At 43.2% G+C, this 14,514-nt stretch carries 20 protein-coding genes; 8 read left to right on the top strand and 12 right to left on the bottom strand.

Annotated features, from left to right (window positions below):
- Window positions 1-25: 25 nt before the first annotated feature.
- The 7 genes from DESHY_RS01245 to DESHY_RS01275 form a co-directional block, all read right to left on the bottom strand.
- On the bottom strand, window positions 26-400 hold the full coding sequence (locus DESHY_RS01245; protein WP_048817786.1) for a DUF6544 family protein: 375 nt from the start codon (window positions 398-400) through the stop codon (window positions 26-28).
- Window positions 384-653 carry a hypothetical protein gene (locus DESHY_RS01250; RefSeq protein ID WP_008409811.1) on the bottom strand — a complete coding sequence of 90 codons (270 nt, stop codon included), beginning with the start codon at window positions 651-653 and terminating at the stop codon, window positions 384-386. Before DESHY_RS01250 ends, DESHY_RS01245 begins: the two co-directional genes overlap by 17 nt.
- Window positions 654-762: 109 nt before the next feature.
- A complete protein-coding gene (locus DESHY_RS14375) occupies window positions 763-1,065 on the bottom strand; it encodes a hypothetical protein (protein WP_207635909.1) in 303 nt (100 codons plus the stop codon).
- The gene (locus DESHY_RS14380) at window positions 1,034-1,396 is read right to left on the bottom strand and encodes a hypothetical protein (protein ID WP_048817787.1); all 363 of its coding nucleotides are present in this window, start codon (window positions 1,394-1,396) and stop codon (window positions 1,034-1,036) included. The genes DESHY_RS14375 and DESHY_RS14380 overlap by 32 nt, the downstream gene beginning before the upstream one ends.
- A gap of 57 nt (window positions 1,397-1,453) precedes the next feature.
- Window positions 1,454-1,732 carry a hypothetical protein gene (locus tag DESHY_RS01265; RefSeq protein ID WP_008409817.1) on the bottom strand — a complete coding sequence of 93 codons (279 nt, stop codon included), beginning with the start codon at window positions 1,730-1,732 and terminating at the stop codon, window positions 1,454-1,456.
- Window positions 1,733-1,853: 121 nt separating this feature from the next.
- Window positions 1,854-2,300, bottom strand: a complete 447-nt coding sequence (locus tag DESHY_RS01270) for a CBS domain-containing protein (RefSeq protein WP_008409818.1) — start codon at window positions 2,298-2,300, stop codon at window positions 1,854-1,856.
- A 107-nt stretch (window positions 2,301-2,407) separates the two neighbouring features.
- A complete protein-coding gene (locus tag DESHY_RS01275; protein ID WP_008409820.1) occupies window positions 2,408-2,656 on the bottom strand; it encodes a hypothetical protein in 249 nt (82 codons plus the stop codon).
- A gap of 163 nt (window positions 2,657-2,819) precedes the next feature.
- Between DESHY_RS01275 and DESHY_RS01280 the strand changes: the two genes are divergently transcribed.
- From DESHY_RS01280 to DESHY_RS01310, 7 genes are all read left to right on the top strand, one after another.
- The gene (locus DESHY_RS01280) at window positions 2,820-3,191 is read left to right on the top strand and encodes an ArsR/SmtB family transcription factor (RefSeq protein WP_008409823.1); all 372 of its coding nucleotides are present in this window, start codon (window positions 2,820-2,822) and stop codon (window positions 3,189-3,191) included.
- A 16-nt stretch (window positions 3,192-3,207) separates the two neighbouring features.
- Window positions 3,208-4,260 (top strand): ACR3 family arsenite efflux transporter, encoded by a 1,053-nt coding sequence (gene arsB, locus DESHY_RS01285; protein ID WP_008409825.1) that lies wholly within the window; start codon window positions 3,208-3,210, stop codon window positions 4,258-4,260.
- A gap of 330 nt (window positions 4,261-4,590) precedes the next feature.
- Window positions 4,591-5,763 carry a permease gene (locus tag DESHY_RS01290; protein WP_008409827.1) on the top strand — a complete coding sequence of 391 codons (1,173 nt, stop codon included), beginning with the start codon at window positions 4,591-4,593 and terminating at the stop codon, window positions 5,761-5,763.
- A gap of 145 nt (window positions 5,764-5,908) precedes the next feature.
- Complete coding sequence (locus tag DESHY_RS01295; protein ID WP_235695495.1) at window positions 5,909-6,277, top strand: SPASM domain-containing protein; 369 nt, start codon at window positions 5,909-5,911, stop codon at window positions 6,275-6,277.
- Between the two features lie 105 nt (window positions 6,278-6,382).
- Window positions 6,383-7,177 carry an amidohydrolase family protein gene (locus tag DESHY_RS01300; RefSeq protein WP_008409830.1) on the top strand — a complete coding sequence of 265 codons (795 nt, stop codon included), beginning with the start codon at window positions 6,383-6,385 and terminating at the stop codon, window positions 7,175-7,177.
- 62 nt (window positions 7,178-7,239) lie between these two features.
- Window positions 7,240-7,563, top strand: coding sequence for a hypothetical protein (locus DESHY_RS01305; protein WP_008409832.1), 324 nt, complete (start codon window positions 7,240-7,242; stop codon window positions 7,561-7,563).
- Window positions 7,564-7,726: 163 nt separating this feature from the next.
- A complete protein-coding gene (locus DESHY_RS01310) occupies window positions 7,727-8,899 on the top strand; it encodes a type III PLP-dependent enzyme (RefSeq protein ID WP_048817788.1) in 1,173 nt (390 codons plus the stop codon).
- A gap of 276 nt (window positions 8,900-9,175) precedes the next feature.
- On the opposite strand, the gene DESHY_RS01315 is transcribed toward DESHY_RS01310, so the two are convergent.
- The gene (locus DESHY_RS01315; RefSeq protein WP_008409839.1) at window positions 9,176-9,463 is read right to left on the bottom strand and encodes a DVU0772 family protein; all 288 of its coding nucleotides are present in this window, start codon (window positions 9,461-9,463) and stop codon (window positions 9,176-9,178) included.
- A 139-nt stretch (window positions 9,464-9,602) separates the two neighbouring features.
- Between DESHY_RS01315 and DESHY_RS01320 the strand changes: the two genes are divergently transcribed.
- On the top strand, window positions 9,603-10,232 hold the full coding sequence (locus DESHY_RS01320; RefSeq protein ID WP_008409841.1) for a hypothetical protein: 630 nt from the start codon (window positions 9,603-9,605) through the stop codon (window positions 10,230-10,232).
- Window positions 10,233-10,238: 6 nt separating this feature from the next.
- Here the strand turns inward: DESHY_RS01320 and DESHY_RS01325 are convergent, their stop codons facing one another.
- From DESHY_RS01325 to DESHY_RS01340, 4 genes are all read right to left on the bottom strand, one after another.
- The gene (locus DESHY_RS01325) at window positions 10,239-11,402 is read right to left on the bottom strand and encodes a glycosyltransferase family 4 protein (protein ID WP_008409842.1); all 1,164 of its coding nucleotides are present in this window, start codon (window positions 11,400-11,402) and stop codon (window positions 10,239-10,241) included.
- A gap of 87 nt (window positions 11,403-11,489) precedes the next feature.
- Window positions 11,490-11,762, bottom strand: coding sequence for a late competence development ComFB family protein (locus tag DESHY_RS01330; protein ID WP_008409844.1), 273 nt, complete (start codon window positions 11,760-11,762; stop codon window positions 11,490-11,492).
- 27 nt (window positions 11,763-11,789) lie between these two features.
- Window positions 11,790-12,866: a 6-phosphofructokinase gene (locus tag DESHY_RS01335; protein ID WP_008409845.1), complete on the bottom strand. Its 1,077-nt coding sequence runs from the start codon at window positions 12,864-12,866 to the stop codon at window positions 11,790-11,792.
- 133 nt (window positions 12,867-12,999) lie between these two features.
- The gene (locus DESHY_RS01340) at window positions 13,000-14,184 is read right to left on the bottom strand and encodes an ABC transporter substrate-binding protein (protein WP_008409847.1); all 1,185 of its coding nucleotides are present in this window, start codon (window positions 14,182-14,184) and stop codon (window positions 13,000-13,002) included.
- Window positions 14,185-14,514: the final 330 nt, after the last annotated feature.

Below are 14,514 nucleotides of genomic sequence, written 5' to 3' on the forward strand. Positions count from 1 at the left end.
CAAAAAATCGCCGGGTGGGTCAATTCTAAACCGGCGATGGTGGGTCAAAATAAAGTCGGCGTTGACAATGTCCGTTTTGATATTTATCTCTGCCTTCAAATGGCAATGCCCCCAACAGCTTGCTTTTCATATAGACAATGCGAGCCGGTTCAATAACTGAATTAAATTGATAACACTTTAATTTTAACCATTTCTTACCAGGTGATATTTTTAAAAATGCATCTCCCCACTCTATTGTTGCATGAGACATTATCTCTTTGCCCAGATAACCGCAAGCAACAAAGAAATACCGCACAGGTTCCGGCAAACCGGCTATAACATGTTCGGAGAATAATTTTTTGGGCCCTTTAAGGTTTTTAACCAGTTCGGTATTCACTTCTTGATCATAAAGTTTTTTCATTACCCCTGCTCCCGTGATCATCAAGATTGGCCTCTTGATTATGTGAACTGATTAACCAGCCAATAATTATTACCGGCAGGGCAAATAATATTAACTGGTTCCAGTTTTGCTGCTGAAAAGCCACACCCAGCAAAACAGCCCCGGCTGTTCCCAGCAAAGCCAATGCGTGCCCAAAACGGCTTTCTCTGGCCAGTTCGATTAAACCAATAATGCATAAACAAAGGGCCAGTGTACAAAAACTTGTAATATTCATTGCATCACCATGTTTTTGAATATTTTAACTATATATTCTGTGCCATCAAATTTTTTCCTGCCGGTTGCGTTGTCAGACATAAAAAAACCCCTGTTATATGAGGGGTTAATTATGAATCGGCATATTTTTTTATACCCTTTAAAACGGCGTTTAAGAAAGCGGACCGGATTGGTTTAACGGCCATGACCGCTTGTACCGGCGGCGATTTTTCCAGGAGATTGACAATCCGGCCAAGAGCACGGTGGCTAAGACGGCTGGGATCATCAAACAGCAAGTTGGTAAATTTACCTCTTTCTATGGCCATAAGCACAATTTTGTCAAAGGAGGTTTCCGGGGTTAATACCCGTTGAGCACGAGGTTTCATGGTGATGGCACCAAACTTACATGATTGGTAACATACACCGCAGCCCAGGCAAAGTGATTGCTCGCAGACAGCGGTTTACTACCGGTGCCAAAGCAACGTATCGTTGGCCTTTGTGTTCCACATCAAAAACCAACCCCCTGGCTGCCAGTTGGCTGATTTTATCACTTAATTCATCCTGGGGCAGACCCAGTTTTTTAGCCAGTTTGCCCAACAGGCTTGGCCGCAGTGGTATCTGCCTGGCCAAGTCAGCTTCGGCAGAAGAAAAAAGCATTTTTAGAATTTTAATAAAAACCGGTGAGTCCGGTGCCCCTTCGATACAATGATCCAGTCTTTTTTGCAGCAGCTGATATTCCCTGTCAGGATTATGAATATGGCCCAATTTCTTCTTCCTTTCTTGCCCGGTGCCGGATTCTTTGCATGAACGCAAGCACTCTGACTATGACATAAGCATAGACAATTCTTGCTTCAAGCCTTCGGCGGTGCCAATTATTTCAGTGGCCGTTCGCCGGCCGCCCTGAGCTGTGTAAAATACAACCTTCCCCTTTTTAATATCAGCAGAGTAACAAATCGGTTTTTGTTCCGGCAAGACCAGTTTAACTATGGTAAAACCTTGATTTCTGTAAGCAAGACGATATATTTGTTGCAAAAAAGCCCTTGGACAATAGGGCAACGGATCCTGGGCTTTAATTTGAAAAAACTTTTCAATTAATGTCATGCCACCACTTCCCAACCACCAGGTGGTCTTTTTAATATTATAAAACTAAATGGTATATATTTCTATACAAAACAAACCCGTAACACTTTTTATGTGATCGGGTTTGTTAGGGTATAAGCAGCTATTGAGTCAGGGTTTTAATAATATCTGATCTGCTGACAATGCCAAGTACCTTGCCATTTTCTACTACAGGTATGCGTTTAATATTATGCTCTATCATTAAGGTGGCAATCGTGCGAATGTCAGTTTCTTTTGATACGGTAATGACTTCGCTTGTCATAATTTCTGAAGCTTTTAAGGCGGCAAGTTTTTTAAAATCTTCACGGTATTGATCAACACCGCCGAAATAGATCATGGCCCCCAGAATACCGAAAAATTTGGGTATTCTGGGATTTGCCTCTTTATGCAGCAGGTCGCCTTCGGTTACGATGCCAACCAGTTTTCCCTCCTGATTAACCACCGGGACGCCGGAAATCCCTTTGTCTGTCAAAATTTGAGCAATGTCTTTAATGTTGGTGTCTGCTGTTACTGTAATAACATCGGTTTTCATTATATCCTTTGCTTTCATATATATTATCACCTCTTTCATTTTATTTTCTTCAATTTTTAGACAGGCTATGAAAAATGCCTGTCTAAATATATCTAACCGGTCTGGTTATCCGGGCAAATGCCCGGTTAGTCAATCCTGTTAGAGTTTTTATATTTTTCAAAGTCAATAACCTGGGGCCTCTTCTCTTCGGCAAGACCGGACAACAAAACTGTTAAATTTAATAACAAATTGACTTCTTGCGAGTCATAGACAAGCTTATTGCAATGATCACAAACATATGCCTTAACACCGTTAATCTTTACTTGATATTCGCCCCAGCCGGCCTGGTAAACATCGGAGGTCTGCCGCATAGGCGCACCGCAAACACAGTTCATTTTCTTCCCCCCTGCCAAGTCTTTTTCTGTATTATTTTAATGAATATTTTTAAATACCTGCTTGAATTAAATAAATAAATTTTTCTAAGTATTTGACTATATTTTCAAGTAGTAATATAATAAATAATCATATTTAAAAATTTGGATATGAAGGTGGTGAGCTATGGAAACTCTGGTAAATCTCTATAGGGCTTTAGGTGATGCCAACCGATTAAGCATTCTGCAAATGCTGTCCGGGCAAGAATTAAGTGTATGCGAAATTATGCTGGGATTAAACCTTTCTCAACCGGCTGTTTCTCATCATTTAAAAATTTTACGCCAGGCCCAACTGGTGAAAAATGTAAAATATGGCAAGCTGGTATTATACACTCTTAATGCATGCGGTTTGCAAAAGATTCATCCGCTGGTTGATAAACATTTGGGGGATCTCCTGCATTTTGCCTTGTCCCGGGTTAAACCTTCTGCCCTGCGTGAAACACCCAATTACTGTGAACTGGTAGGTCTTAAAAAATCTATCTGCGAACAAGATATTTAAGGAGGAACATTTTTATATGGCGAAAAAAAGACTTTCCACCCTGGACCGGTTTTTAACGCTTTGGATTTTCCTGGCCATGGCCGCCGGCGTTGGTTTGGGTTATCTGTTTCCGGGTATTGCAAGTTGGCTGGACAGCATGTCTGTGGGAACCACCTCGATTCCTATTGCGGTTGGCTTGATTGTCATGATGTACCCGCCCCTGGCCAAAGTAAAGTATGAAGAAATGGGCAAAGCATTTAAGAATACAAAAGTAATGGGTCTTTCCTTAGTGCAAAACTGGATTATTGGTCCCACCTTGATGTTTATTCTGGCTATTGTCTTCCTGAGAGATTATCCTGATTATATGGTTGGGCTTATTTTGATAGGGTTGGCCCGCTGCATTGCCATGGTCATAGTTTGGAATGACCTGGCCAAAGGTGACAATGAATACGCGGCTGCCCTGGTGGCAGTAAACTCTGTCTTTCAGATGGTATTTTACTCTGTTTATGCGTACTTTTTTATTACCCTGGTACCAGGCTGGTTAGGAATGGAAGCCATTGAGGTGCATGTTTCGATGGCCGAAGTGGCTAAGAGTGTGCTCATTTATCTGGGTATTCCTTTTGCCGGTGGCGCACTGACCAGAGCACTGCTGCTGCCCAGGAAGGGTAAAGAATGGTATGAACAAGAGTTTGTCCCTCGCATCAGCCCCCTGGCGCTGATTGCATTGCTGTTCACTATTGTTATAATGTTTTCTTTAAAAGGCAAATATATTGTTGAGCTGCCCATGGATGTCGTGCGTATCTCTATCCCTCTCTTGATTTATTTTACCATTATGTTCTTCCTGTCTTTCTTTATGAGCAAACAAAGCTGCATTAATTATGGACAAAGCACCACCCTGGCCTTTACTGCCGCCAGCAACAACTTTGAACTGGCAATTGCGGTGGCGGTAGCTATATTTGGCATTAATTCCGGTGCAGCCTTTGCGGCAGTTATCGGACCTCTGATTGAGGTGCCGGTAATGATTGCTCTGGTTAATGTAGCACTAAAATTTCAGAAAAAATATTTTGCTGCCGGCGGAACGGTAAAATAAATAAAAAGTGGGTGCTGTAAAAAACGCACCCACTTTTTTTAGAATTTTAAGGATTGACAAACATCATGATAATATTAGTATTATATTATAATTAATTAATATAAGATTTAACCATATTGTTTTAGCGGCAATAAGCCAGTCCGCTTGTGAAGCGGTCTTTTCCTCTGAGCAGCCCCTTTATAACCGATCATACATTGCTTGCATCCACCCTCTGCTAATTTACGATAATACTTGATATATATTTGAAAAAGAGTTAATATTAAAACGACACAATATAAATATATCCTAATATAATTTTTTATTTTAACTAACCGGTTAGGAGGGTATAAAATGAAGGAACGCAATATTTTTGTATTAATGGTGGGGCTTTTTTTGCTTGCTTATTTTATCCCGCTGGATAATCCCCGCATAACCGGGGCTATTTTAGAATCTTTTTATATGGTACAGGATTATGCGCAAAAACATGTACTTACCTGTTTAATTCCGGCCTTTTTTATTGCCGGGGCAATAGCTGTTTTTGTTTCTCAGGCTTCTGTTTTAAAATATTTTGGTGCCGGTGCCAATAAAGTATTGTCTTATGGAGTTGCTTCGGTTTCCGGTACAGTGCTGGCGGTTTGTTCTTGCACTGTACTCCCCCTGTTTGCCGGCATCTATACCAGGGGAGCCGGCATTGGCCCTGCCACTGCATTTCTTTACTCCGGCCCGGCCATTAATATCCTGGCCATTATTTTAAGTGCCCGGGTGCTGGGCACAGATATCGGCCTTGCCAGGGCTTTGGGAGCGGTGGTCTTTTCTGTTATTATCGGACTTATCATGCACATCATTTTTATTAAAGAAGAGCAGGCTAAAGCTGACGCTGCCTTGACTCTGCCACCGCCGCCGGAAGACAACCGCTCTTTAGGCCAGTATGCCCTTTACTTTTTATCTATGATATTGGTTTTAATCTTTGCTGCCTGGGGCAAACCGCTCAGTCCGGTTGGTTTTTTTAATGCTGTTTACGAAATACACTGGTATTTGGCCGGTATCTTCTTCGTTTTATTATTAATCATGCTAAAACTGTGGTTTTACCGCAGCGAAATAGATAACTGGTTGGCTGCCACCTGGGACTTTGCCAAAAAGATTTTTCCCCTTTTGTTGGGCGGTGTTATGGTGGCCGGCTTCCTAATGGGTCGACCAGGAATGGATTCCGGGATCATCCCCGAAAAATATGTAGCCCATTTGGTAGGAGGCAACTCCCTGGCGGCCAACCTGTTGGCGTCAGTTTTTGGGGCCTTTATGTACTTTGCCACACTTACGGAAGTTCCCATCCTACAGGGATTGCTTGGCAGCGGCATGGGAAAAGGTCCTGCCCTGGCTTTATTGCTGGCAGGTCCTGCCCTTAGTTTACCTAACATGATTGTAATACGACAGATTATGGGTACTAAAAAAACAGTGGTTTATGTATCACTGGTAATAATTATGTCTACTATAGCCGGCATGATTTTTGGAGCTGTCCGGGGCTAAAGAAAATTATTAAGGAACATCTGCCAGATGTTCCTTTTTGAATCATTTTGGAATAAATAACGTTCCAAATTGTCTTATGGATGATACACAGTTAAACCACGGCAAAGATACTATATTAGTTAATGTGCTGGCCAAGATGCCCTATATGAAAATACGAACAGATCGTCAGTGTAAGTTTGTGGAAGATAATGCTGCTGCAGTTACTTACCGGGGCGAGGTAGCACCCTGTTATGCCTTAATGCATGCTTATCATTGTTATATTTACGGCCGCAAAAAAGAGATCTTGCCCTTTTATCTTGGCAACGTAAACGAAAGCTCCCTGGGAGAAATCTTGACAGACCCGGCTTATGTTAACTTCCGCAGCAAACTAAAAGATTTTAAATTTCCATCCTGTACTGACTGCAAATATGTAGACGGTTGTTCTTATACCGATACCAATGAGTCTGATTGCTGGGGCAACAATCCTTCCTGTGCCGAATGTTTATGGTCCAGACGACTAATTGCTTGTCCTTAGCGAATGCCGGAGCGGCAAGTATACAATATAACCAGGTTGGTGCCATTGACTGGTGACAATATAAATAACATAATTAATTAAATGTAATATAGATGGGTGAAATTAATGTTGATTGATGTGCATACACACATTTACCCTGAAAAAATATCTCATAAAGTGGTTAATTTTTTACAACATCATTACGGGTTACCGGTGCCTTATCAAGGTATCCCGGCAGAATTGCGTCAGATTAAAAAACGTTACCAGGTCAATGCCGCTGTTTTTTTTACTGCTGCTACCCACCCCTCCCAGGTGCGAAATGCCAATTTATGGGCAAAGTTAAACTATAGCCATGGTATGATCGGCTTTGGTACTTTACATCCGGATGATCCTCAAATTGATAGTGAAATTAAATGGCTGAAAACAATGGGGATTAAAGGTATCAAGTTTCATCCGGATTTTCAGCGTTTTTTTATTGATGATGTTAAAGCGTTGTATATGTATGAAAAGATTGCCAAAGATTTTATTGTAATTTTTCACGTGGGAGATGATAATGCCCCGCGAAAAATTCGCTATTCCACACCCCGCAGGCTAAGTAAGGTTTTAGAATTGTTCCCCGGTATGAAAGTTATTGCTGCCCATATGGGCGGGTATCAAATGTGGCAGGACTCTATCAGGTATCTTTGTGGCAAAAATTTATATTTTGATACTTCCAGTACAGCAGGTATTTTGCCGGATGATACATTCAAATTTATTATACGGGAACACGGCTATGACAGGATCTTATTAGGCAGTGATTATCCTTTCAGCGATCCTTATGGGGAATATCAAAAGCTGGCTCAAATGGGTTTAACAGGTCAAGAACTTTCTGCCATTGCCGGCAGCAATGCAGCCAAGCTGTTTAAAGACATTGGTTTGTAACAAAGGTAATACATTTTACAAGTTAAACAGGATTTTGTGAAGTCACAGCAGGAGGTGTTACGATGGACGAAAAAGAACAATTATATGTAGATTTAATGATGGCAACCCCAGGTGATCCGGCAACCATGGCTTTAATCAGCCAGGGTTATTTAACCGAGGATTGGCAGTTTACTGACAAGGCCAAGCAGTTTATTGACGCTTTTTTGGATGAAAAAAAAGAAGCAGTCTTTCAGGCCTTCCGGGAACTGGGTCCAAACGCCAGAAAAAGCGATATCCTAAAAACTACAGGTATTGTCCAACTTGGTGTGCTGGTAGATGTAGCCAACCGGTTGGTCAAGGAAGGTCGGTTAAAAAAAGAAAATGGCAAAGTGTTTGCCATTGGTTAGACCGGGGGCCTTTAGCTCCCGGTTTGCTGTTTGCAAAGAGCGGTTTTATCCATCCCCTGCGCTTGTCGAAGCAACTTGGCTAATCTGAAATTATATGTATTGAATATAGGTTCATGTATGGTACAATTACTCTTGTGCGTAAAATATTATACTCTGCGGGGGAATGACGGTGCAACAAACCTTTAAGTTATCCTGGGATGCCGTAGAGAGCCTGGCTTCCCGTTATGCCACGCCTCTCCTGGTATTGTCCCTGGAACAAGTGGAATATAATTATAATTTTTTGCAACAACACCTGCCGGGTGTAAAGGTTTATTATGCCGTAAAATCAAATCCCGAGCCTTCATTAGTAAAAAAGCTGGCGCAATTGGGCTCGTCTTTTGATGTAGCATCTGATGGAGAAATTTTAGCTTTGCGGGAGCTGGGCATCCCGCCCGAACGAATGGTGTATGCTAATCCGGTAAAAACCGCCCGGGGGCTGGCTGTGGCCCAACAAACCGGTGTACGGCAGTTTACTTTTGACAGTGCCACTGAAATAGATAAAATTGCTGCCTACCTTCCAGGCGCAACAGTACTGCTGCGGGTTAGGATCGATAATGACGCTTCTCTGGTTAATTTAAACAAAAAATTTGGCGCTGATGCCCGGGAAGCCCTTGATTTGCTGCTGCTGGCCCGGCAGAAAGGGCTGGATGTTGCCGGACTGTGCTTTCACGTGGGAAGCCAGAATAACAGTGCAGCGGCTTACCTGGATGCTTTACTGGCAGCACATGAAATATTTCAGGCGGCCGCTTTGGCAGGTCTTAAGCTTCGCATATTAGATATCGGCGGTGGCTTCCCTATCCCCACCGGGAAAACCAATATTGATACGATGGCCATGCTGAAAAAAATACATCAACAACTGGTTGCCCTGTTCCCTAATACTGAAATCTGGAGTGAACCGGGACGTTTTATCAGCGGCACAGCGATGAATTTAATTACCAGCGTGATTGGTGCTCAAATCAGAAACGGCCGGCAATGGTATTATCTGGATGAAGGTTTGTATGGCACTTTTTCAGGTATTCTTTTTGACCACTGGGAATATGAAATGGAAACTGCCAGGGGCAAACAGGGACCGGAAATTGAAGCCACCTTCGCAGGACCCAGTTGTGATTCCCTGGATATTGTGTTTCCAAACCGGCGGACTGTTCGCCTGGAATTGGGCGATTTGATTCTTGTTCCCAATTGCGGTGCCTATTCATCAGCATCCGCCACCACCTTTAATGGTTTTGCCAAAGCCGCGGTGGTAGTTTGGGAGGAGGTAAAAGAAAAACTGCAGCCAAGCATGGCGGCAGTCAGCTAACAAACACCCGGCGCCGGTGGCGCTGCCCTGGCTGCAACCCAGGGCTGCTGCCGGTGCCTGACTATTTAGAGGGCAATTTGAATAATAAAAACTATCCCTACTAAAGCGGCAAAAACCATCAGTTCAATCACCGGGCTGACAGAAAAAACAGATAACAGGCTGCAAATTGCTCTCAGCATACATAAGACACCTCCCAGACATTGGTTAGCCAATTACTTATATATTCAGGCAACAGACGTTTTTTCCTGTCTGAAGTTTTAAAATATTTGGTAATAATTAATCCGATAATATATGTTCTTCAATCCAGGTTCGAAGCTCTTGATTTATCTTGTATATACGTTCACGGTTTGCCTCTTGTCCCCGTATGGCGGCTTCTAACATTTCGGCGGGAGGCTGCAAGTCGGTGTGATCGCATTTGATGCCAAAGGGAGTAAATTTATAAAGGGCCAGTTTAGGACTTTCCCAGGCATCAATAACAAATGTATAGCCCTTTTCCCTGTTTTGAAATTCTTGTGAAAAATCATAGTCCCAGTCAATTAATGCCTTAATAATTGGCAGTGTCATTTTGCATCTCCTCTCTCTCTTATCCTTTACCTTTTTATTTTATATCATAATTCCGCCTTCCTGCAAACCGGCGGCAAACTGTCATGGTTACTTTGTTCCTGGGAATACTAGTGTAAAAACATTATCAGGAGGAGAAGCGGTGGCAGAGGGAACCAGGGAACCACAACATGACCAAAGTTTAAATAATCATAGTAAAGATCAAAACGATAAAAATACAGAAATATTTTGCCAGATTATTTCTGTTTTGGGTGGCTTAATGAAGCAGGGTAGGGCTAATTTTTGTTTCAATTACAAAGAAACTGCCTTCTCACTTGACGATTCACAGCAAGTAAAGGAAGCACTGGCGGCATACTCAGTTTCCCGGGTACAAAAAGTAATTGAAGAAATGCTGGATATCACGGTGAAACTGCTGGATAACCAGGAACAGCAACTGCTCAATGAGGCCCAGAAGGAAGGCAAAAAACAGTATACGATGTTGCAGCAAAAAATAACAGCAATTAAAGAGCACCTGTTATCTCCTGACCTAAAAAATGCTTACCTTTTTTATCGCACTTGTATAAACAATGTTTTAGAACAGTTTACTGCGCAACGGCTGGTAAAGCCGGCCAGTCCCCAATATCCCGGCGTGGAAACTGTTTTGGCGAAAATTACCATTAAAGACAATATGCACGATAACAGCAGACAATCATTTTTCTTCGAGTTATATGAGAACCAGCTGGATGAGTTAATTATGATTCTCAGCCAGCTAAAAAGGGATCATTCTTCGTGACATTTGCTATGCCTTATGCTTTAGCAGCGTGGAGTTTGCCGTACCTAACAAAGATTCATAGTAAGCAACTAATTTTTCTGCACACTTTCGGGATGAAAGGGCCTGCGCATTTAGCAGTGCCTGATTGCCCATTTTTTTACGCAGTGCTTTATTTTCTATCAGGAAATTGACTTTGTTAACAAAGGACTCAATTGCCGGACGGACTAAATAACCGTCTTCTCCATCCACCACCATATCTGAAACCCCGTAGGCATTAACAGCTACCACCGGCAGTCCGGCTGCCTTGGCCTCAGCAATGACTATACCCTGGGTTTCAGTCATGGATGCAAAGACAAACAAGTCAGCCCCGCCATAGACTTTGACCAGCTTCTCCCTGGCTAACTTGCCGGTAAAAATAACTTTATCGGTTAAACCAAGATTTTGCGCATAGCTTTTTAGGTTTTCCAGCTCCGGTCCATCCCCTACCAAGATTAATGTTACATTTGAATGGCGTCGGCAAATTTGGGCAAAACAATCCAGCAAGAAGGAAATATTTTTTTCTTTGCCGGCTCTCCCCACAGAAAGCAAAATTGTTTGCTCCTCTAAGGCAAAGGTTTGTCTTAGCCAATTTTTGTCCAAATCAGCAAACTCGGACAGTTGAATACCGGTAGGAAGACATTTAATGGGCGAAGTCACCCCCATGCTACGGATATGCCTGCTTATATTTTCGGTGGGGGTAATTACCAAATCACAGCGATTGCAAAAATCCACACATATTTTACGGGTAATGCCTTTGCTTAGTTCCCGGGCAAAGGGGACATAATGGGTATACTGATCATACAGGGTGTGGAATGTAAAAATTAACGGAACCCCCAGTTTTCTGGCTATTTTAGCCCCCAACCGGCCTAACAAAAAAGGCGAATGAACATGAATCACATCCGGCCGATTAACAGACAAAAAGCGTTCCAGGCCGCCGGCAAAAGGAACAGCCAGGTAAAAGCCTTTATAAGTAGGTGTCGGGATAGCCGGAAAACGAAAAATATCCTTTTCTTTTGCTACCCCCGGGTAACTGGGAGCATAAATATTAACCTCATGACCAAGACGGCGCAATTCCTCGGTGAAAATTTCAATGGAGCGAACCACGCCGCCAATATATGGCAGATAACTGTCTGTAAAGATGCCGATGCGCATGAAAAACACTCCTTTATAATAGCAACTAAGAGAAGTATTAACAAAGGAGCATATTAATAAACATTCAAGCAAAAATACAGCCGGATGTCAGTGGCGTGGATTGTTCTTAACAATTTGAATAGCGTTTAATATAGCGGCAATAATTTCAGCCCTACCCCCCACTTGCTCCATGGCCACCTTCGTATAAATGCCCCCTTCATCAGTTACAACATAACGGGTTGGCAGGTTATTCAGTGCAATAGCCATGACATCCAAGCGGCATCTTGGACAGGTACAGGTATCAGGGTTTTTTTCGGCATATTTTTTTAATACATCATCCAGCATCTGCTCCACTGCCAGTTCAATATAGTTGCGGATCAACGTATAACCCCTCCTTTTTGGCTTAGCTTAATCTCCCAAACAGATGCCAATTTTTCTGGCTGCATTTATCAAATCGCCTGCCACATCCACTTGCCGGATGCCTTTGGCCACCTCAGACAGAGGAATAGGTTTGATAGCTTCCCCGTCCAATGAAACAACATAGCCAAACTGTCCCCTGGCCGCCAGATCCATCGCAGCTACCCCATACCTGGTTGCCAGGATGCGATCATAGGGTGTCGGGCTGCCGCCGCGCTGCAAGTGGCCAAGCACAGTAACCCGGGATTCAATGCCGGTTCTTTTTTCCAGTTCCCTGGCTACCACTTCACCTATGCCACCCAAACGGATAGGTTCACTGCTTTGTGCAATAATTTTTTGCACCACCATTTCACCGCCGACAGGTTTAGCCCCTTCGGCCGCCACTACCAGGCTGAACCGTTTATTTTGGCTCAAGCGCTCATTAATTTTACTGATAATACTTTCATATGTGAACGGGATTTCAGGCAACAGTATAACATCCGCCCCACCCGCCAAACCGGCATGCAAAGCAATATGACCGGCGTAGCGTCCCATTACTTCCAAGACAATTATTCTATGGTGTGATTCGGCGGTGGCATGCAGTCTGTCCAGAGCTTCGGTGGCAAAAGCGTAGGCCGTGTCAAACCCAAAGGTTTTAGCCTGCCCGACGGCCAGGTCGTTATCAATGGTTTTGGGGCAACCGACAACCGGCAGGCCCTTTTGTGCTAACTCATAGCCAATGGCAAGCGACCCATCTCCCCCAATAACAATTAAGGCATCAGCATACTGTTTAATAATACTGATACACTGGTCCGACCTGTCTTCAAATTTGCCTTCTGCCACCTGGTAACGAAAAGGATTATCACGGTTGGTGGTGCCTAAAATTGTCCCGCCCCGGGGCAAAATGCCAGACACAGCCGACTCGGTTAGCATAGTAACACGATTTTCCATAACCCCTTTAAAGCCGTCCCGAAAACCGATTACCTCAATGTTATATTGCCTCACTGCAGTTTTAACAACCGCTCTGATTACAGCATTCAGACCGGGAGCATCCCCACCGCCCGTTAATATGGCAACCCGTTTAATCATCCCATCACCCCGCGTTTGTCCTTTTAATTATTTTATCATAAGATAATATTAATGAATACCAAACTTAACCAACCAACTCAGTAAAACAAGAGTAAATGACGGGCCTCCACAGACCCGTCATTTAATAATTACTTTAAGGATTAATTTGTTCTTTAAATACCTGCTTACCGTCTTTTAATTCAAGGATAGCTGCACCCTTAACAGGGTTGTGGTTAGCATCAAAAGTATATTTGCCGGTAACAGCCTGAACATCCTTTAAGCTGGCCAGCGCATCTTTAATCTTTTCGGGCTCTGCGGAACCTGCTTGTTCAATGGCCTTAACAATCAGGAGAGCTGCATCATAGGCCAGGGCAGCCAGTGCATCGGGAGTTTCATTGTTGTATTTGGCTTTGTACTTTTGGACAAATTCCTGTACCGCCGGATCCTGAGCATCGGGAGAATAGTGGTTGCTGAAATAGCAGCCGTTTAAGGCATTGGGCCCGGCAATCTCGATAAGCTTGGGAGAATCCCAACCGTCGCCGCCCATAAAAGGTACGGTAATGCCCAGGTCACGCCCCTGTTTAACAATCTTGCCTACTTGCTCATAATATGCGGGAACATAAACAACATCCGGTTTTAAGGACTTGATTTTAGTTAAGGTAGCGCTAAAATCCTGATCTTCAGATAAGAAAGCCTCTTTGGCTACAATTTTACCGCCCTGCTCCTCAAAAGCTTTAATAAAGAAATCAGCCAGCCCTTTACTATAGGGGGAGTTATTCTCCACAAAAACCGCTGCGGTTTTTGCACCTAATGTTTTGGCAGCAAATGAGGCCATAACTGTCCCCTGGAAGGGATCAATAAATACGGAACGGAAAACATATTCACGTACTTTGCCGGTGGAGGGATCCACTGTTACATCAGGGTTTGTCCCCCCGGTGGTGATAACCGGAATTTTGTTATCCATGCAAATTTGGGAAAAGCCCATGGTGTTGCCGGAAGTAATGGCACCCAGTATGGCCACCACTTTTTCCTGGTTAATCAACCTGGTGGCAACGTTAGCCGCTTCAGTGGCTTCACTCTTATTATCTAAGCAAATAAATTCAATTTTCTTGCCTAACACGCCGCCCTTGGCGTTTACTTCTTCAAAATACAAGTTAATGCCATTTTTGGCGGAATTGCCAAAGGTAGCAACCTGGCCGCTTAATTCATAGTTGCCGCCAATTTTAATGACATCAGCCTCCTGGGCCTGGGGCTTGCTTTCCTGGCTGCCGCAACCGGCCAGCAAACTGACTATCAGCAGCAATGCCGTCAACCAAATACCTTTACTTACTCTGCTCATCTTTATACCCCCATATTAATTAGTTGTTAAAAATATTCAGAAATAATTCTTAAATAAAGCCACCTCCGTATCGTCATATATTGGACAACTTAAAACAATTGTAGCCGAGGGGTTACCGGCCTGTCAATAGATATGTCATACAATTCCGTTTAATAATCAGCTTGTCTTGTGTTTAAAACCTTAGACACAAGAATTATCTTTAGATACGACTGCGGTTGTTTGTATTCCCCTTTGGCTCCGGTTTCAGGCTGCCCATTAAAACTTACCCCGGGTGACTGTTTAATTAATTTTTATCTTTCCTAAAAAAAGAAACCCGTATCGCTTTCAGTG

The organism is Desulforamulus hydrothermalis Lam5 = DSM 18033 (genome assembly GCF_000315365.1).
Lineage (GTDB): Bacteria > Bacillota > Desulfotomaculia > Desulfotomaculales > Desulfotomaculaceae > Desulfotomaculum > Desulfotomaculum hydrothermale.